Annotated in this window: 16 protein-coding genes and 1 tRNA gene; 13 read left to right on the top strand and 4 right to left on the bottom strand. The window is 55.1% G+C overall.

The genetic code is table 11. The annotated features are described in order from the left end of the window. Positions 1 to 5: 5 nt before the first annotated feature. From obgE to JNO48_14080, 4 genes are all read right to left on the bottom strand, one after another. A complete protein-coding gene (gene obgE / locus JNO48_14095) occupies positions 6 to 1,277 on the bottom strand; it encodes a GTPase ObgE (protein ID QTE68293.1) in 1,272 nt (423 codons plus the stop codon). Between the two features lie 10 nt (positions 1,278 to 1,287). Next, entirely contained in the window at positions 1,288 to 2,634 is a 1,347-nt protein-coding gene (locus tag JNO48_14090) for a PFL family protein (GenBank protein ID QTE68292.1), read from the bottom strand. A 15-nt stretch (positions 2,635 to 2,649) separates the two neighbouring features. Continuing rightward, positions 2,650 to 2,922, bottom strand: a complete 273-nt coding sequence (locus JNO48_14085; protein QTE68291.1) for an ACT domain-containing protein — start codon at positions 2,920 to 2,922, stop codon at positions 2,650 to 2,652. A 207-nt stretch (positions 2,923 to 3,129) separates the two neighbouring features. Then, a complete protein-coding gene (locus JNO48_14080) occupies positions 3,130 to 4,479 on the bottom strand; it encodes an alpha/beta fold hydrolase (GenBank protein QTE68290.1) in 1,350 nt (449 codons plus the stop codon). Between the two features lie 242 nt (positions 4,480 to 4,721). Here JNO48_14080 and maf point away from each other — a divergent pair, with 242 nt between their 5' ends. The 13 genes from maf to JNO48_14015 all read left to right on the top strand — a co-directional run bounded on the left by maf (position 4,722) and on the right by JNO48_14015 (position 18,206). Then, entirely contained in the window at positions 4,722 to 5,291 is a 570-nt protein-coding gene (maf, locus tag JNO48_14075) for a septum formation protein Maf (protein ID QTE68289.1), read from the top strand. Positions 5,292 to 5,328: 37 nt separating this feature from the next. Beyond that, positions 5,329 to 6,351, top strand: a complete 1,023-nt coding sequence (locus JNO48_14070) for a rod shape-determining protein (protein ID QTE68288.1) — start codon at positions 5,329 to 5,331, stop codon at positions 6,349 to 6,351. A 56-nt stretch (positions 6,352 to 6,407) separates the two neighbouring features. Beyond that, a complete protein-coding gene (locus JNO48_14065) occupies positions 6,408 to 7,895 on the top strand; it encodes a hypothetical protein (protein ID QTE68287.1) in 1,488 nt (495 codons plus the stop codon). Next, positions 7,870 to 9,408 (top strand): rod shape-determining protein MreC, encoded by a 1,539-nt coding sequence (locus tag JNO48_14060; GenBank protein ID QTE68286.1) that lies wholly within the window; start codon positions 7,870 to 7,872, stop codon positions 9,406 to 9,408. The genes JNO48_14065 and JNO48_14060 overlap by 26 nt, the downstream gene beginning before the upstream one ends. Continuing rightward, positions 9,409 to 10,023 carry a hypothetical protein gene (locus tag JNO48_14055; GenBank protein ID QTE68285.1) on the top strand — a complete coding sequence of 205 codons (615 nt, stop codon included), beginning with the start codon at positions 9,409 to 9,411 and terminating at the stop codon, positions 10,021 to 10,023. Positions 10,024 to 10,084: 61 nt separating this feature from the next. Further along, positions 10,085 to 12,604, top strand: a complete 2,520-nt coding sequence (locus tag JNO48_14050; GenBank protein ID QTE68284.1) for a hypothetical protein — start codon at positions 10,085 to 10,087, stop codon at positions 12,602 to 12,604. Positions 12,605 to 12,646: 42 nt separating this feature from the next. After that, entirely contained in the window at positions 12,647 to 13,465 is an 819-nt protein-coding gene (gene minD, locus JNO48_14045) for a septum site-determining protein MinD (GenBank protein QTE68283.1), read from the top strand. Then, the gene (locus JNO48_14040) at positions 13,452 to 14,684 is read left to right on the top strand and encodes an FtsW/RodA/SpoVE family cell cycle protein (protein QTE68282.1); all 1,233 of its coding nucleotides are present in this window, start codon (positions 13,452 to 13,454) and stop codon (positions 14,682 to 14,684) included. Before minD ends, JNO48_14040 begins: the two co-directional genes overlap by 14 nt. 12 nt (positions 14,685 to 14,696) lie before the next feature. Then, positions 14,697 to 15,686, top strand: coding sequence for an alpha/beta fold hydrolase (locus JNO48_14035; GenBank protein QTE68281.1), 990 nt, complete (start codon positions 14,697 to 14,699; stop codon positions 15,684 to 15,686). A 6-nt stretch (positions 15,687 to 15,692) separates the two neighbouring features. Next, the gene (locus JNO48_14030) at positions 15,693 to 16,058 is read left to right on the top strand and encodes a hypothetical protein (protein QTE68280.1); all 366 of its coding nucleotides are present in this window, start codon (positions 15,693 to 15,695) and stop codon (positions 16,056 to 16,058) included. After that, positions 16,055 to 16,405: a hypothetical protein gene (locus tag JNO48_14025; GenBank protein ID QTE68279.1), complete on the top strand. Its 351-nt coding sequence runs from the start codon at positions 16,055 to 16,057 to the stop codon at positions 16,403 to 16,405. Before JNO48_14030 ends, JNO48_14025 begins: the two co-directional genes overlap by 4 nt. A gap of 85 nt (positions 16,406 to 16,490) precedes the next feature. Continuing rightward, positions 16,491 to 16,564 (top strand) — tRNA-Pro (locus JNO48_14020). Between the two features lie 235 nt (positions 16,565 to 16,799). Then, positions 16,800 to 18,206, top strand: coding sequence for a hypothetical protein (locus tag JNO48_14015; protein ID QTE68278.1), 1,407 nt, complete (start codon positions 16,800 to 16,802; stop codon positions 18,204 to 18,206). Positions 18,207 to 18,237 lie beyond the last annotated feature (31 nt).

Raw genomic sequence — 18,237 nt, 5'->3', positions numbered from 1 at the left:
TCCGGTCACTCAACAAAATCAAATTCCATCTCGCCGATCCGTACTGTGGACCCTTCCCCGGCCCCCTGTTCCCGCAGTGCATCGATGACACCAATCCGGCGCAGGGTCCGGTGGAACCAGTTCAGGCTCTCCAGGTCGTCAAAGTTGACGCTTTCCATCAGCCGTTCGATACCGGCGCCCGTCACTACATAATCTTCGCCGTCGCGTTCAATCGCGAAGTCGTTGTTCAGCTTCTGTTCCGGCTCTTCCTCTTCCTCTTCGGCATAATGCAGGATCGGAGGAAGTGTTTCCAGCATCTTCGCGGTTTCGTCCAGCAGGGGTTCAAATCCCTCGCGTGTCGCCGCGCTCACCGGGAACACGGGGCACCCCATGCCCTCTGCAAGCACCTTCATCCGTTTCAGGTTCTCTTCCGCGCCCGGCAGGTCCATTTTGTTGCATACAATAATCTGCGGAAGTTCTCCAAGGTTCCCGTAATGGTCCAGTTCTGTATTGATCTGGTCCAGATCGTCCACCGGATCGCGTCCCTCGCTGCCGGATATGTCCACAACATGCAGCAGCAGGCGTGTCCGCTCCACATGCCGCAGGAAATCATGGCCGAGGCCGGCACCGTCCGCCGCGCCTTCAATCAGTCCGGGAATATCCGCAAGCACAATATCCTTTCCATATCTGCGTACAATGCCCAGGTTCGGTGTCAGGGTGGTAAAATGGTAATTTCCCACCTTGGGTTTTGCGCTGGTGACTGTGCTCAGGATGGAGCTTTTCCCGACATTCGGATATCCGACGAGTCCGACATCTGCAATGGTCTTCAGTTCCATCCGCAGTGTCCGGATTTCGGTCTTGATGCCGGGTTTTGCAAAATTCGGTGCCTGCCGGGTTGCTGTGGCAAAATGCTGGTTCCCCCAGCCGCCTTTACCGCCCTTCAGCAGGGTCCGGGTTTCCCCGGGCGTATCCATATCGGCCATAACCCTTCCGGTTTCGTCATCCCGGATGACTGTGCCGACCGGCACTTTGATCACCAGGTTTTCTCCCCGTTTTCCGGTGCATCGGTTGGCGCTGCCGTCCCCGCCGTTTTCCGCTGTATACTTGCTCTTGAACCGGAAATCCAGCAGGGTATGCATGTTTTCATCGGCATAGAACTGCACATCGCCGCCGTTGCCGCCGTCTCCTCCGTCTGGCCCGCCGTTCATGACATACTTTTCCCGGTGGAAGGACGCGGATCCGTTTCCGCCGTTTCCGGCTTTCGCCGTAATTTTTACCTGATCAACGAAATTGCTCATACTTTCCTCATCAGTTTCTCAGAGAGTGCAGCGGTGCGGGAATCCGGCCGCCGCGGGCAATGAATTCATCATTCCGCATCGGATTCACCGGCATAACCGGTGCAAATCCCAGCAGTCCGCCGAATTCCACACGGTCTCCGGCTTTCTTGCCGACAGCAGGAATAACGCGCACAGCTGTCGTCTTGTTGTTCACCATGCCGATTGCCGCCTCATCCGCGATAATTCCGCTGATGGCAGCTGCGGAAGTGTCTCCGGGAATGGCGATCATATCCAGTCCCACAGAACATACACAGGTCATCGCTTCCAGCTTTTCCAGGGTCAGCGCACCGGCGGCGGCAGCTTCAATCATCCCGATATCTTCGCTGACGGGGATAAAGGCACCGCTCAGGCCGCCTACATGGTTGCTGGCCATCACACCGCCCTTTTTCACCGCGTCGTTCAGCAGTGCAAGTGCAGCGGTTGTACCGGGCGCGCCGGCCATTTCCAGACCCATCTCCATCAGGATATGCGCCACGGAGTCTCCCCGTGCCGGGGTCGGCGCCAGGCTCAGGTCCACAATTCCAAAGGGAATTCCAAGCCTCTGGCTGGCTTCACGGGCAACCAGCTGTCCGACGCGCGTAATCTTGAAGGCTGTGCGTTTGATGGTTTCAGCAATCACATCAAACGGCTGTCCCTTGACGCTTTCCAGGGCTACCTTCACAACGCCGGGGCCGGAAACACCGACATTGATCGCGCATTCCGGTTCTCCCGGGCCGCAGAACGCGCCTGCCATAAAAGGATTGTCTTCCACCGCATTGGCGAATACGACCAGCTTCGCGCATCCGAGGCCGTCGCTGTCCGCGGTCATCTCTGCGGTTTTCTTGATGATTTCGCCCATTTCCCTCACGGCATTCATGTTGATCCCGCTCCGGGTGGAGGCTACATTGACGCTGGAGCACAGGAGTTTTGTCTCGCTGAGCACTTCCGGGATGGAAGCAAGCAGCCGCTCATCCGCCCTGGTGGCGCCCTTGTGCATCAGGGCGGAATATCCGCCCAGGAAATTGACTCCGACTTCAGCCGCTGCGCGGTCAAGCGCAAATGCAATCGGTTTCGGGTCGCCCTGGCAGATCATGCTCACTGGGGTAACGCTGATCCGTTTGTTGACAATCGGAATACCGAATTCCGTTTCGATATCCTCACCGGTGCGTACCAGGTTTTCGGCGGTTTTGCAGATTTTGTCGTATACGCGGTCCGCGCATTTTGCCGGGTCCGGGTCGGAACAGTCCAGCAGGTTGATTCCCAGTGTAATCGTGCGGATGTCAAAGTTCTCCTCCTGGATCATCCGCATCGTCTGGAGAATCTCTCCGGTCTCAATCATGTGTTCCGCCTCCCGTCAGATCCTGTGCATTGCGTCGAATATGTCCATTCGCTGCATGTGGATCGTCATTTTCTTCTCATCCCGCACCGGCTGCAGGCGGCGGTTGATTTCCTCAAAATCCAGGTTGGCTCCGTCCAGGTCCACGATCATCATCATGGTGAAATATCCGTCCAGGATCGTCTGGGTTATATCCAGGATGTTGATGTTCATTTCGCTCAGGCGGGTGGCGACGCTGGCAATAATACCGGTCGTATCCAGCCCGGTTACGGAGATCAGTGCTTTGGTCATTTCGTTGCTCCTCCGGCACACATAAATATTCAGTATATTATATTGCTTTGCCTCGCTCTTTGTCAATTTAACAGGCAGTTCTGCACCGATGGTTTTTTTCATCACAGGAGCCATCCGGATGCGTCCCGGGTATAAAGACGGTCTCAGTCAAAAAAACAGGAGACCGGCCAGTATCCGCCGGTCTCCTTCTCAGCCTGGAATTCATTTTTATTGAGCCAGGATAAATTCAGCGATATCCGCAGTCACTTTTTCGCTGACCCGCCCGTTTTGGGTATACGCAGCCGGACCTTCCGACTTTTTCCCCTCTGTAAACGTATGGACCAGCTCCGGATAGGTGCGGAATGTCCAGTTGTGTTTCTCCTCCAGCGCATCCCGAAACAGGCGGAAGTCCTCCATGCTCACCTGGTAATCCTCTTCGCCCTGCAGAAGCAGGCAAGGAGCAGTGATATCCGCAGCCATACCGACCGCATCATATTCAATAAGCCATTTCCAGTACGCTGCATATGCGCCGGCAATGAAGTCTCCTTCCTGCAGCGTTTCAGGCTTTTCCAGCTTTTCAAGCTCCGCAAGCACGGCTTTCCGTTCGGATTCAACCTCCGGCATCAGTCCGGCCAGGAAATCGTACTGTTCCCGGATCATGACGTCCAGCCGGCGTGCGCCGGGTGCCATCAGGATATATCCCCGTGCGCGCACAGGACTGTTTTTCAGTTCAAGATCAATTGCCGGAATGGCCGTCCCGCCGAGGCTGTGCCCCAGCACAAAAATCCGTTCCGGGTCGATCTGTTTCTGTCCGGCGAGCAGCTGCACAGCCCGGGCGGCATCCAGCACGGATTCCTCCCTCAGAGTGATTGTCCTGTCGCCGGACATTTCCTTTCCGTATACCAGAGTCCGTTTATCAAACCGGTATACTGCAATTCCCTGATTCGCAAGGGATTCCGCAATATCCCGGAAAGGCTTCAGTGTACCGATGCTTTCATCCCGGTCATTGGGTCCGCTTCCATGGATCAGCACCACTGCGGGGAACGGTCTTTCGCCTTCCGGCATGGTCAGTGTGCCGGGAAGTTCCCCGTTCAGTTCCGGAACAGGAAGAAATAATTCTGTTTCTGAATAATGCCTGTCTTCCGTGTTTTCCGGTTTCGCCGGGCCGGTATACCGGTCAGTCACAAGTCCGGCGATTGCTCCCTCGCTGTCCAGGGGCAATACAATATCCAGCTCTGCCGTCGAAAACCTGCACGGAACCCGGTATACTGTCATTCCGGCTGTTTTTTCGGCATATGCCGGACTGATTTCGTTTAATTCCCCCAGTCCGGCTAGCTGTTTCGCAATTCCGCTGAACCCGCCGCTTCCGGCAACAGCCTGATCCATCATTTCACTCAAAAGATACTGTCCGTCCAGCAAATCCGGTGTTTCGCCCAGGAGGGTCCGGACAAAGAACTCCGCTTCTTCCGGTGAACTGATCCGGCTTTTTTCTCCTGCATTCTCCCCCAAAGCCGGAATTACAGTCCCGCACAGAACCAGGCAAAGCGCCAGTATGATGGTCCTCTTTATTCTCTTCATGATTTCCATGCATCCCCTTTTTGTTCTTTCTTTGCATCAGCCGTCTTCCGGTACATAACCATTATATATATACAGGCATTGATTGAAAATGCCGGAAAGAGAAAAATAACGGGTTCTATTCCTCTCTGGCTGCCGTGTCCTGGATTATCCGCGGCATCGGGACCTCTCATTAAAACTTTCTTTTCATTCTGTTTTATGTTATTATTAATGGGTTATTTTGTTTCCTTCAGGAGGTTTCGATTGTGGAAACAGTAATCCTGGCTTCTGCGTCTCCGCGCCGCAGCGAGCTGCTCTCGCTCGCCGGAATTCCGTTTGAAATATGCACTGCCCGTGTGGATGAGCAATGTGCCGAACCGGCAGCATCCGCGGTTCGGATCCTCTCGGCCCGTAAAGCCCTGGCTGTCAGCGGCAAGATTGCCGGCCGGTATATCCTCGCCGCCGATACCCTGGTGGAGCTGGATGGCGTAACCCTCGGCAAACCTGCCGGCCCGGAAGAGGCATCTGCGATGCTTCGCCGCCTTTCCGGAAACACCCATCGGGTGCATACAGGGGTAACCGTGGTAAATCCGGCCGGTGTCATCTATACGGACGGGGATACTTCCTCCGTCACCTTTGACGTTATTCCCGAACCGGAAATAGAAGCCTATGTTGCTTCCGGTGAACCGCTTGACAAAGCCGGCGCTTATGCAATCCAGGGCCGTGCTTCACTCTGGATCAGCCATATGGAAGGCAGTTATTCATCCGTGATCGGCCTTCCGCTTTACCTGGTTCGGTCCCTGCTGATCCGTGCGGGTTTTCCCGGTTTTTGCTGAATCCTGTATGATTTGATGATTAAGGAGATTTTCGTCTATGCCGTTCTGGGCTCCTGACATTGGTATTGATCTGGGTACAGATCAGGTTCATCTGTACGTTCGCGGCCGCGGAATCGTCATTTCCGAGCCATCCCTGGTCGTGCTTGACCGGGAAAGCCGGCATACAGTCCGTGCGGTCGGTGATGAAGCTGCTTTCCTGCTTGGCCGTTCACCGGACCGGCTGAGTCCTGTCTGGCCGATCCGCAACGGGCAGGTGGCGGATTTTGACGTAGCTGAACTGATGCTCCGTTACTTTGTTCGGAAGGCGATCGGTGTTTCCTATGTCGGCAAACCCCGGGTGATCGTTTCCGTTCCCTGCAATCTGGATGATGTCAACCGGAAAGCGCTCTCGGAAGCGGTTCGTTTTGCTGCGGGATCCCGGCATGTTTTCCTGATTGAAAAGCCTTTTGCGGCAGCGATCGGCACCGGTCTCCCGGTGTATGATCCGATTGGAAACCTGGTGGTGGATATCGGTGCCGGCACCACGGATGTTGCTGTCATTTCTCTCGGCGGCCTGGTCGTTTCCCAGAGCATCCAGGTCGGGGGCAACAAAATGGATGAAGCGATTGTGGATTATCTCCGGAAGGAATGCAGTCTCCTGGTCAGCCGTCAGACCGCGGAAAATATTAAAAAGGACCTGGCCACAGCGCTTCCGCTTGAGGAGCCGCGTACCGTCCTCGTCCGCGGAATCAACCAGCTGAGCACTTCCGCCGGAACCGTCAATTTTACATCTGATCAGGCATATAATGCGGTCAAGGGGCCCTGCGGCGCCATTATCAAAGCCATCCGCTGGGTACTGGAGCGCACGCCGCCGGAACTTGCCGCCGATATCATGCGGGGCGGCATTCATCTTACCGGTGATGCTTCCCGCCTGTTTGCGCTGGACCGTTTTATCTCCGAAAGCCTGGGAATTCCCGTCCTGCTTGCGCGCGACCCGGGAGACTGCTGCATTCTGGGAATCGGATATCTTACTGAAAATATCCAGCTGGTTTCCCCGGGCGGAAAGGGCGGCACCCGCTGATCTGCGGGAAAAGCTGCTGAATCCTGCCGATCCTTGTCAGGAAGGAGGTGATCCCCGTGCCGGAACTGAAGAGACGCGGCAAAGAAAAGAAAGACAGCCGCCCGATCGTGGTGGATGATTTTATCTATAATGATCCGGAAGAAAACGTTCCCGTGGATTACGTTTCTTCCGATACGCCGGACGAAGCCGTCCGGAAACTGCAGGACAGCCGGAATGATGCGTCCTCCGTTTCTGCCGGCATTACGGATTCTGCTGAATCTGCGGCCGAAGAATACCTGGGGCGGAAGGATGCCTCTGCCCAGCCGTGGGTGTCTTCCTCCGGTGTAATTCTGGATGGAAAGAAACGCCAGCCGGTTGATACCCGGGGACACCGTCCCCGGAAGGAGCACCGCGGGCTGCGGGCTTTTGCGCTTACAGTTGTCACCGTTGTGCTGATTCTGTTTATTGCCGCCTACATTTTCCACCGGATCGATGAAAATATACCGTTTCTGGATAAACCGGAGATTCTGATCAGCCGGCTGGTTTCGCCTGTCCAGTCCTTCTTTTCCCGCGTAACCGATACGGCAGTTGGTTATATACGCAGCTGGCAGACCGGGGACGAACTGGCGGACAAATACGCGGATGCCATTGCGCTGAATGAGCAGCTGACCTATAAGAAAATGCTCTCTGATGAGCTGAAAGGTGAACTGGGGCAGTATACGGTGCTTTCGGACGAAGTCCGGAATATTGAAAACCTGCGCCCGATTACCTGCAAAATCACCGGCAGGTCGGACACAAATTACTTCTCCACATTCACAATTGATAAGGGCTCTGCGGACGGAATCCTTCGGGAAATGCCCGTTACATATGGATTATCCCTTGTGGGGTATATCGACAGCGTGGATCGGTACCGTTCCGTCGTCCGCACAGTGATCGATTCCAACGTTTCCATTGGGGTTGTCATCCAGTCCAACAGCCGGGACCAGGGCACGCTCAACGGTACGGTCGGTATTGACGGAGCTCCCATGTGCCGTGTCCATCTGGTGGAGAAAAGTGAGCTTCCCCGTCCCGGGGACCAGGTCGTCACCTCCGGTGTCGGCATGGATTTCCTGGATGGAATCCCGATCGGTGTTATTACCGAAAGCACACGCGGATCAAAGGACAACCGGGATTATATTGTCGTAAAACCCAATGTGGATTTTGCTGCACTGGACCATGTGGTCGTGCTTCGCTATAAAACAGCTGAAAGCATAAGCAATCCGCTTGTACCGGAAGATGTCTCCGCTCCGGAAGACAGCGGGGAAACTTCCGATGATGAATCCGGTTCCGAAAATGAACCGACGGACGAATATGACCTGTCATATGACTTTGGATCTGATGACATCGAGATGATGGATTACAACGATTATTCGGATAATCCCGAAGCGGAAACCAGCGGCGGAGATACTGGAAATGCAGATGGCATGGATGATGTGACGTTTGTGGAAATCACCGATGACGAGCCGTCTGATGAAGCCGGTCCGGAAGGAGGTGACGCCGATGAAGATTATGAAGAAGCGTGGTAAAACGCCGAAAGAAATCCGCCCCATTGTTGTGGATGATTATATTTATAACGATCCGGAAGATTCCGGTCCGGCAGATTCAGTTTCTTCCGATACGCCCGATGAAGCGATCCGCAAGCTCCGCGGCCGTTCAGCAAAAGAGCCGCCTGAATCATCCGAAGCAAAAGAAAAGGATGAAAAAGAAACCGCTTCCTCCCGGGTTTTCTCTTCCGGGATCATGCTGGATGAAAATCTCCAGCCTGTGGAGACAGCAGAGCGGCGTTCCCGCCGGAAGCATCGGCGTCTTCGTACCGCCGCGCTTGCAACAGCCGCAGTAATCCTGATTCTGGGCCTCGGTGCATTCATTTTCCAGCGCACATCAGGTGCGCCCCTCTTCGGCAGTGAAGACTCCCTGGTCAGCCGGCTCATCTCGCCTGTCCAGTCGGTTTTCGCCGGGATTGCTGATTCATTCGGCGGCTTTTTCCGCGAATGGAAACTTCGTGAAAACCTGCAGGCTGAACTGGACCGCGTCACAGCGGAAAATGAAGTACTCACCTATGAAACAATGCTGACTGAGGAACTTCAGGTCAAATCCCGGATGTACGCCGACCTGAAGGAAGAAGCGGATGCCAATCCCCTGCTCCGGCCGCTCATCGCCCGGATAACGGACAAATCATCCCCTACCTATTATTCAACCTTTACGATCAACAAGGGATCGGCAGACGGGATTAAACCATATATGCCCGTTACCTACGACTATTCCCTGGTCGGCTATACCGAAACCGTCCAGGAGCATGAATCCGTCGTCCGTACCATCATCGATTCCACTGCTTCCATCGGTGTGGTCATCCAGTCAATCAATGATGATCAGGGAACCCTGCGCGGAACGCTCGGGCTGGACGACGTCTCCGGCCCGCCGATGTGCCGCGTCTACTATATTCCGGAAAGCAGCCTTCCCCGTCTGCTGGATCCGGTGCTGACTTCCGGTGTCGGAATGGATTTCCAGGAAGGCATCCCGGTCGGGGAGATTGCCGAAAGCTCCCGCGGTTCGATCGAAAACAAGGAATATATACTGGTAAGGCCCAATGTGGATTTCCCCCATCTGGAATATGTGATTGTCCTTCGTTTCGTGCCGTCCCGGAATCCGGTAATCAGCCAGGCCGCCTCCCGTCCCGACTGGGAACTGTACACCCTGGAACCGTCCTATGTACCGCCGGAGGTCCCCGTGGTGGCCGCCTCCCTCTTTGACACTCCCTCCCCGGAACCGACGGACACCCCGGCGCCGACCGAAATTCCGGAATACTGGGTGCCGACAGCCACACCCACCGAGGAACCGACTCCCACACCGACACTGACGCCGACGCCTGAGCCGACTCCCACCCCAAAGGCAACGCCGTATGTTTCACAGATTCCCTATCACATCGGCAAACGCCGGAACGAAGAACCGACGCCCACACCGTCGCCGACCCCTGCGCCGACACCCACACCGTACTATACGCCGGATCCGGATATGATGGACTGGGAGGAGGATGAATAAATGACAACCGCATCCGCCGCCCGGTATCAGTCCGGGTTTCTCCGCCGCTATCTGGTCCTTGCCTTCCTGACGGTCTTTGGTTATCTTTTCCAGGTTTGTGTGATGCCGCATGTCAAAATCGGCGGTGTATCCCCGAACCTGCTCTTTGTGGTGATCGGAATCGTGACGGTGGCCTATGGGAAGCTGAGGGTCTTCTGGGTCGGTGCCCTTTACGGCCTGCTGATGCAGATCATGGTTCCGTCTGTCAGTTACCTCAACCTTGGAATTTATACCGTTTCCACGCTCTTCTGCTCCTTTCCCTTTGCGGACAAGCCGCTGAAGTCCCTGGAATATGACCGGGCTATCAACCGGACCCGGACTGAACTTCCCGCCTGGCTGCGCACCGTGCTCTGCGCGATGCTCAACACCTTCGTATATGAAACGGTTAACCTGACGTATGTCTACATCTCCGGTATCAGCCTGACCGGCGCCCACATCTTCCGGGGCTTTCTGGATGTGCTGCTGACCGGTGTGCTGACATTGCTGCTGGCCTTTCCGGTGCGGCGCCTGATCTTCGGCCGCAGGCTGAACGCACCTGTGATGAAAACAGCGCCTGTTGTCTTCAAACGTGCATGATCCATCCGATTGGACAGAATCTCTGATTGCTCCGGGAAACCGGCAGAAAGGAGCTGATACTTTGCTGCAGGACGAAAAGAAGAAGAAAAAAACCGCGGAATTCTGGCGTTATGCCGCGTTCCTGGTTGTGTTGTTTCTCATTTTCATCTGGCTGACGTCCGGTCTGGTCAGGCTCCAGCTCGACCAGGCGGATATTCATAAGGAAAAAGCGGAAAGCACCAAAACCAAAACGGTTTACCTGCGCGGCAAACGCGGGTCGATCATTTCTTCCGACTCGGTAATCCTGGCGGAGGACCAGCTGGTTTACAACGTTACATTCCAGAAGGATGCTTCCGCCAATACCAAGGCGCTCTATGCGCTGTATACCAAATCCATCAATGATACCATTGATATCATCGAAAAAAACGGCGGAACCATGTGTGTCAGTTACGTGATCCGCCGGAGCCAGCAGGGTGAATGGGAATTCAATTTCGGAAGCGGTGTTTCGGACTCTGTCCTGGATACGCGCGAGCGGCAGTGGCGTTCCAACAACTATGCCACTTCTTCCCGCTACAAGACAGCGGAGCAGTGCATTGACCTGCTCAGCGCCCGCTACCAGATCGACCGGACCAAGATCTCTGAATACCGCATGCTCCAGATCATGGCGATCTATTCCGAAATGCAGATGAATATTTTCAACTCCATGCCCATTGTCATCGCGAAGGATGTATCCATTGATACCGTGACAGAAATCGAAACCCGGTCGAGTATGCTGGTGGGCATGAGCATTGAAAACGGCACCAAGCGGATTTATCCCCGCCATACCCTGGCTTCCCAGATTATCGGATATACCGGTGCGATTCCGAGCCGGGAAACATATCTCCAGCTTGCCGCCAAGGGATATGCCTACAATGACATCGTCGGCCGTGACGGCATTGAGTATTCCATGGAGGATTACCTTACGCCGAATTCTTCCCTGCGCAAGGGATATAAGGTGGTGGAACGCGATCAGATGTCCCGGATCACCCGCGTGGTGGATCCCGGGGAGCCGGCAACTGACGGCAACAACGTCCGGCTGACGCTGAACGCCGCCTACCAGGAAGTAGCGGAACGGGTCATCCGGGATAACGTGGCCACGGTCCGTTCCCTCGAGGAGGACAAAATCCACGAGGGCAAATGGCTGGAAAAATATAAGGCGGAAATCCATGCCCGGAAATGGGACCAGTTCCCGCTGGAGCTGGCGCAGCACGGCTGCCTGATTGTTCTGGATATGGAATGCCGCGTGCTGGCAATGGCCAATTATCCCACCTATGACCTCAACGCCCTGGTCAAGGGCGGCACCGATGCCGCCGTAATCCTGGGCGACAAGCGAAATGTCCTGCTGAATTACGCGATCCATTCCCGGGCCACTCCGGGGTCGATTTTCAAAATGGTAACCGGTTTTGGCGGCCTGGCATCCGGAGAGCTGTCCCCTACTGAGCGGATCTCTGACGAAGGGTATTACACCGCATACAACAAGGATGAGAAGACCGCCCCGAAATGCTGGATTTCCAAAAACCAGCGATACCTGCATCAGGACCAGACCATCAAGGAAGGAATTGAGAATTCCTGCAACTATTTCTTCTACACCGTGGCGGATCGTCTGGGGGAAGAAAGGCTTTATTACTATTCCACGCTTTTCGGCCTCACGTCCACAACCGGCATCGACCTTCCCGGTGAGGTACGTCCTGTGGTTGGCTGCCAGCGTTCCCTTTATGATCCCAGCAAGCCGGTAAACGAAGCCAACCAGGATACTTCCCTTCCCATCATCGTTTTCAACCAGCTGAAAACGCACCTGGCCAACCAGGGCAGCGCCCGCCACATCCAGTATGAAGACGAGCGCCTTTCCGTCTGCGCCAAACGGCTGATGGATATGGCTGAACAGAAAAACCAGGGTGAAAAGGGTGAGGGATGGCTCAACGACATCCGTATCATCCTGATGGAAGAGCTGAATATGTCCCGGGAAATGGTCTACCAGCAGGTGGTCATCGGCGATACCTACCGTCTTCTCAACGATATCAAGTGGGGCGGCGGCCAGACAATCCTGACCGGTATCGGACAGTCCGTTACCGTGCTGACGCCCATTTCCGTTGCCCGCTATGTCACTGCTGTGGCCAACAAGGGAAAAGTCTACAACGTTTCGCTGATCGACTCGATTACTTCCCCCACCGGCGAAATCCTTGCCGAACGCGAACCCTCCCTGCAGTGGACGCTGGAAAAGGGAGAGGAACTGATGCCCTATATTCACAAGGGGATGAAGGGCGTTACGGACGATACCGGTACCGCGGCGAAATATTTCAGGAACTGGCCCTACAAGGATCAGATCGCCGCAAAAACCGGAACCGCCCAGGTTACCCGTATCGACGTGGAGGATAACGCCTGGTTTGTCTGCTTTGCCCCGCTTGAAAATCCGGAAATTGCCGTGGTCTGCTTTATCCCGAGCGGTGCTTCCGGCGGATACGCTTCCCAGGCTCCCCGCGATTTTATTGAGTGGTATATGAAGCAAAAGGAACTGCGCAATACGGAGATTGTACTCCCCCTTGGCAACTCCCTCGCGCCCTGATTGTTCTCCCGGTTTCTGATTGACTCTGCAGGAGGTTCTGTCATGTCCGTTTCCATCTGTGTCGCGTCCGGTAAGGGCGGTGCCGGCAAATCCACCGTCACGGCCAATCTCGGTGCGTGCCTTGCCCGTCGGGGCCATTCTGTCGTGATTATTGATACGGATATCGGCCTTCGCTCACAGGATGCGCTTCTTTCCCTGGAAAACCAGGTGGTTTATGACCTGGTGGATGTGGCTTCAAAGGACTGCCGGCTCGACCAGGCGCTCCTTGCCCATCCGTCCATTCCGGGTCTCAGCCTGCTTCCGGCCTCCCAGTTCGCCCGTGTGCGTTCTCTGGAACCGGAACGTCTCCGCAAAATCCTGAAGGAACTGCTTCGATCCAGCGATTTCGTGCTGGTTGACTGCCCGGCGGGTATTGAACGCGGATTCCGCAATGTGCTGAATGCCGGTGTGGACCAGGCGATCCTTGTGACTACGCCCGATGACATCTCAATCCGCGACGCGGAGCGGGCCGCACAGATCATGGAGGCAAAGCATTCAGCCCGTCCCCGCCTGATCGTCAACCGGCTGGATAACGATCTCATCCGGAAAGGGGAAATGTATTCCGCCCGTACCGTTGCCGATACGCTCGATCTGGAACTGCTCGGTGAGATTCCGGAGGATCCGGCCGTTTACCGTGCGATGCTGCGGCATGCGCTCTTCTGTGATTATGACTGCGAGGCGCGCCGTGCGGTCATGCGCATTTCAGCCCGTCTCTGCGGGGAGGAACCGCCTTTTCCGACTTACGGTTCGAAGAAGCCCTCCCTCTTCCGCCGCCTGTTCCCATCCGATCTGAAGGAGGTACTTCCGCTTGGCAGCCATTGATGATTCCCGCCGGACAAGGGCCCATGTGGACGGCATCCTGCTTGCCCTTGTATTCGGCATGGCCGTCTTCGGCGTGGTCGCGGTATGTGTGGCGACATTCTCTCCGGATTCCGATCCCGATACTTCTTTCCTGAACCATGTGGTAAATTCAGACTCTGCAATGAAGCAGTGCCTGTTCCTGATGCTGGCCCCGCTGGTAGTCGGTGTTATCACGGTTTTTCCCCATGATCTGCTCCGCCGGCGGGCAGAATTGTTCTACTGGATTGCGTTTTTCCTGCTCGCCTTCACCACGGTCTTCAACCGGGCCCAGGGCGTGAAAGCCTGGCTGGACATTATCTGGGGCTACACCATCCAGCCGGCTGAGTTTACCAAGCTGGCGCTGATCCTCCTGCTGGCGAAGTACCTGGCCCGCCAGGACCGGCCGCTTTCCGACAGCCGGTCATTTATCCGCATCTTTGCGCTGGTCGGTCTGCCCAGCATCGTCATCCTGATGGAAGGCGAAACGGGCTCCCTTCTGGTGATTATCTTCATGTTCGCTGTAATGCTGTATTTTGCGAACGTCTCTCTGAAAACACTCGGCATCCTGGCCGGTATCGCTGTTCTCGGTATCCTCGCGCTTGCCGGACTCATGATGCTGACCAGTTCCGGAGAGGACAATTACCGCCTGGCCCGGATCCTCAGCTGGATCGATCCGGAACAGTACTCATCATCCGATGCTTATCAGCAGACCATGTCCAAGATGACCATCGGATCGGGAGGAATCACCGGCAATGGTATGTTCGTCCAGGGGGCAATTTCCCAGCTGAACTATGTACCGGCTGACTGGACAGACTTTATCTACGCGACGATCGGCGAAACCTGGGGATTTGCCGGGTGCATCGCCGTCCTGGTCGCATATGTCCTGATCCTGCTGCGTATGCTGTACCTGGCCTGGTATACGCGCGACAAGTTCGGGCGTCTCATCATTATCGGTGTAATGGGCATGCTTCTCTTCCATGTGCTGGAAAACATCGCCATGACCCTGGGGTTGATGCCGATTACCGGTATTCCGCTTCCCTTCCTGTCCTATGGCGGATCCAATATGATGACCAACATGGGCGGTGTCGGCCTGGTGCTGAATGTCACGCGGAACCGCTCGATCTCAATCCCGGTCAACACACCCCAGACCATGCACAACCCTTACGGCATCAGCAGAACTTTTAAGACCAAGGCATATTAAGGGAGCATCACTATGGAACGCATCAGCCCCGATTATCTCGTCATGTCCCCGGATTACGCCGACACCATGTCGTCCGTCGTCCTGCCTTTCCTCCGGGATCGGGAAAACCAGGTCTCCCTCACCGCCCCGGACGGCACACCCCTTTACTGCGTCACATACAATGCGGATCATCCGGCTGGTACGGTATTGGTTCTTCACGGTTTCACGGAAAATGCATACAAGTATTCGGAATTGATTTATTCCCTGCTGCGCAGCGGTTTTTCGGTTGCTGCCTACGATCAGCGGGGACACGGCCGGTCCGGCCGCACTTCCGGAATTTCCGATTCTTCTGTCACCCATGTGGAGCATTTTGACGACTACGTTTCAGACCTGAAAATGGTCGTGGACAGGCTTCTGGCTCCGCTGCCGGAGCCCCATATGATTTTTGCCCATTCGATGGGCGGGGCCGTCGCTGCGCTTTTCCTGGAAAAATACCCGGACGTTTTCCGCGCGGCACTCCTCTGCGCCCCGATGATCGCCCCGAACACCGGCGGGATTCCGGTTCCGGTCGCAAGGGCCATTTGCCGGGCCGCAAAGCTTGCCGGGCGCGGCAAACACCATCCGTTCTTTATGAAGCCCTGGTCCGGCCCGGAGGATTTCAGCACCTCCTGTGCCACAGATCCTGCCCGCTTTGCCTGGTACGATGAAATCAAAACCTCCCGGGAGGAATTCCGGAACAGTGTTCCGACGTACAACTGGACGCTGGAATCCCTCGGTGTTACAGACAGGATTCTGGCGCCCGGCGCTCCGGAAAAGATCACCTGTCCGGTCCTCCTGTCCTCAGCGGACAAGGATTTCAGTGTCATGCCGGAACCGCAGAAATCCTTTATTGACCGTGTGCCGCATGGGAAACAGATCTTTGTCAGGGATTCCCGCCATGAGATATTCCGGTCCGTCAACGATGTTTTCTTCCCCTGGTGGCACCAGGTGCTTGAATTCTTCCGCACCAATCTGAAAGGGTGATGAATGATGAAACAGTCCCGTTGGTTTCTCTGCATTTTTGCTGCCCTGATGGGCGTCTGCACGCTGATCTTCATCTGGCAGGTCCCTGCATCTTCCTCCATGGCTTTCAGGCTTTCAGAGGCGCAGCTCAGCCTGGAAACAGCCCAGGGCCGTGAACGCAAGCAGCAGGCCGAATATGACCGGGCGGTGCAGGATATCCAGGCTGCAAAGGAACAGCTGGAAGCGATTACACCGCAGCATGAGGAAGTGCAGGCCGCCCGGGACGCCCAGGTGGCTGAACGAAAGGAACTGAAAGCACGGAAAGAGGAGCTCCTGAAACTGCTCGCCGCTCTGCTTCCGGAGGAAACCGCAGAAGAGGAGGGATCAAAATGACCCATACGCCGAAAAAGCATCCTGTTCCGGCCATTGTCCTGATCGCTGCCCTTCTTTTTGCGATCATCCTGTCCGCTTCCTTCCTGATCCGGTATCATCGGGATTCTGTGGAATTGCGATCCCTGACAAAACAGTTCAATGAAGTGACGGACCACTGGAAGCAGATCGATGCTGACAAACAGGTCCTGAAAACCGAACTGAAATCCCTCACCAATCAGATTGCCGATGCGGAGGACGATATCGCTTCTGCTGAAAAACGGCAGAAAGACATTGATTCCCTCCGGGAGGAAATCAATGTCCTGGAGGAACAGCTTGCCGTCCTTTCACCGTCTTCTTCTGCGGAATAACTGTGGAATCGGGCGCAAAAAACCATTGACACTCACGTGTGAATCTGATAAAATATCATCTGTTGCGGGGATTCACCCGCGGTGCCTGGGTGTGGCGCAGTTTGGTAGCGTGCTTGAATGGGGTTCAAGAGGCCGGAGGTTCGAATCCTCTCACCCAGACTTGGCAGAGCCGTCATCGGCTCTGTTTTTTGTTTCTGTCCGGGTGGATCTTCCCCGGCAGGATCCCTGCCCGCTTTTTGCTCGTTTTCCGGGAAGGAATCACTGTCTCTGTTCGTTTTATTGATTGATCGGGTATTGGATGATACCCGGATCCAGCCTTGGGAGCATATGCGTCCCCCATCGCATATACTCCCGGATTCTTGGAAAGGAGCCGGACTCACAGTCCGGAATCATCATGAAAAAGCTTTTTGTTCTTCTTCTCTCCCTGCTGCTTGTTTTTGCAGCGCTGACAACCGCCATGGCAGAAGAATCCGCCCTTCGCCTGGTTGTTGATAATCTTGCGGAAGTCCTGCTGGATATGGATAACGTAACCGTCTCCGGCACTGCGGAATTTTCCCTGGACGGCGAATGGTTCAAATCGGTGGATACGGTCTATAAGCAGTGCGGTTACCGCTCCTCCTGGAAACTGGATCTTCTCAGTCCCCTGCCCGACGGCGAAAAGAAAGCTTCCGGCTGGACCATCCTTGCGGATGAAGAGAAACGTCATGTCATCGAAGTCATCTATCCCGGCACCTACATTACGGGAACCGGTGGCAGCCAGAATTCCATCCTTCGTCCGTCTGTCAGCCTGAATGTTGTTGCGGATATCGTACGCAGCCTGGCGGATTACGCAGACCTGGTTCTCGGCAAAGATGCCGTTACCGTTGAAAAGGAAAGTGATAATATCACCGGTGTCCGGATCGTGCTTGATGAAAACAAGCCTGCAATCGTGGATACAGTCCTGAACCTGGCTGCCCGTTACGCGGCGGACCGTTATTTCAGCATGGATTATGATCAGCAGAATCCCCGCTATATGGGCAATATGGAGTATTATTATACAACGACCCAGGCAATTCTGAATGCCACCCGTTCCTATTCCCTGAAAAGTGCGGATATTGCCGTAAAGCGTGGCCCCGGAACCTTCCTTTCTTCTGTTTCCGGTAATGTCGCGGTAAACCTGAATACCGCCCACGATGGAATCCGCCTGCTGGAGTTCTCATTTGATTTCAGGATTTCCGATATTGACAAAACCGTTGTCAACCGCTTCAAGGCATCTGATTACGGGGTAAAACTGCGTGAAAACTATGTCGATTTCACCCAGCCCGCCAATGTCCTGTCCATTCCGGAAGGCTCTGTGGTTCCGGCCCACGATGACCGGGATTTCCCGGAAGATATTGAAGCCTGGGAAATCTCCCTCTGGGACAAAGCCGGTTATGATGGAGAAAAAGTAATCCAGTACAATGATGGGCTTTGTACCTGCACTTTTGCAGAGGACGGCACCCTTCTTGAGCTTCAGGATACCGCGGCTCCTTGGCTGAGCATGTATGTTGATGGTTCCCAGATCGAATGGTTTGACGAAAAACCGGTCACCGCGGATGAAAAGACCACGCAGAAGCTGCTTGATTTCCTGGCTTATGCCAACCCCGGCATGGAGAAGAATTTTGCCTCCTTCAACCTGGCATGGCGCGTCCGGTATGACGGCAGGTCTTATGTCCAGTATGAGGGCATTGCCAAGGACGGCAGCGAGGAAACTGTTCTCTTTGTGCTGAACGAGACTGCTGATTTCCTCATCCAGTATTTCTCCTGCATCTCCAACGGCTGATTTTTCTGCATGATAAACGGGCCCCGGGTTT

The organism is Clostridiales bacterium (assembly GCA_017569285.1).
In the GTDB taxonomy this organism is placed as follows: Bacteria; Bacillota; Clostridia; order Christensenellales; family Aristaeellaceae; genus Aristaeella.
The sequence above is the reverse complement of the archived record's forward strand: the minus strand, read 5'-3'. Positions and strand labels throughout refer to the sequence as shown.

What these genes read in the sequence shown, in the direction of transcription:
- JNO48_14025 (QTE68279.1), top strand. Translation starts at nt 16,055, where the DNA reads ATGACCCATACGCCGAAAAAGCATCCTGTTCCGGCCATTGTCCTGATC.
- JNO48_14085 (QTE68291.1), bottom strand. Translation starts at nt 2,922, where the DNA reads ATGACCAAAGCACTGATCTCCGTAACCGGGCTGGATACGACCGGTATT.
- JNO48_14070 (QTE68288.1), top strand. Translation starts at nt 5,329, where the DNA reads ATGCCGTTCTGGGCTCCTGACATTGGTATTGATCTGGGTACAGATCAG.
- obgE (QTE68293.1), bottom strand. Translation starts at nt 1,277, where the DNA reads ATGAGCAATTTCGTTGATCAGGTAAAAATTACGGCGAAAGCCGGAAAC.
- JNO48_14030 (QTE68280.1), top strand. Translation starts at nt 15,693, where the DNA reads ATGAAACAGTCCCGTTGGTTTCTCTGCATTTTTGCTGCCCTGATGGGC.
- JNO48_14060 (QTE68286.1), top strand. Translation starts at nt 7,870, where the DNA reads ATGAAGATTATGAAGAAGCGTGGTAAAACGCCGAAAGAAATCCGCCCC.
- JNO48_14055 (QTE68285.1), top strand. Translation starts at nt 9,409, where the DNA reads ATGACAACCGCATCCGCCGCCCGGTATCAGTCCGGGTTTCTCCGCCGC.
- minD (QTE68283.1), top strand. Translation starts at nt 12,647, where the DNA reads ATGTCCGTTTCCATCTGTGTCGCGTCCGGTAAGGGCGGTGCCGGCAAA.
- JNO48_14035 (QTE68281.1), top strand. Translation starts at nt 14,697, where the DNA reads ATGGAACGCATCAGCCCCGATTATCTCGTCATGTCCCCGGATTACGCC.
- JNO48_14080 (QTE68290.1), bottom strand. Translation starts at nt 4,479, where the DNA reads ATGAAGAGAATAAAGAGGACCATCATACTGGCGCTTTGCCTGGTTCTG.
- JNO48_14015 (QTE68278.1), top strand. Translation starts at nt 16,800, where the DNA reads ATGAAAAAGCTTTTTGTTCTTCTTCTCTCCCTGCTGCTTGTTTTTGCA.
- JNO48_14090 (QTE68292.1), bottom strand. Translation starts at nt 2,634, where the DNA reads ATGATTGAGACCGGAGAGATTCTCCAGACGATGCGGATGATCCAGGAG.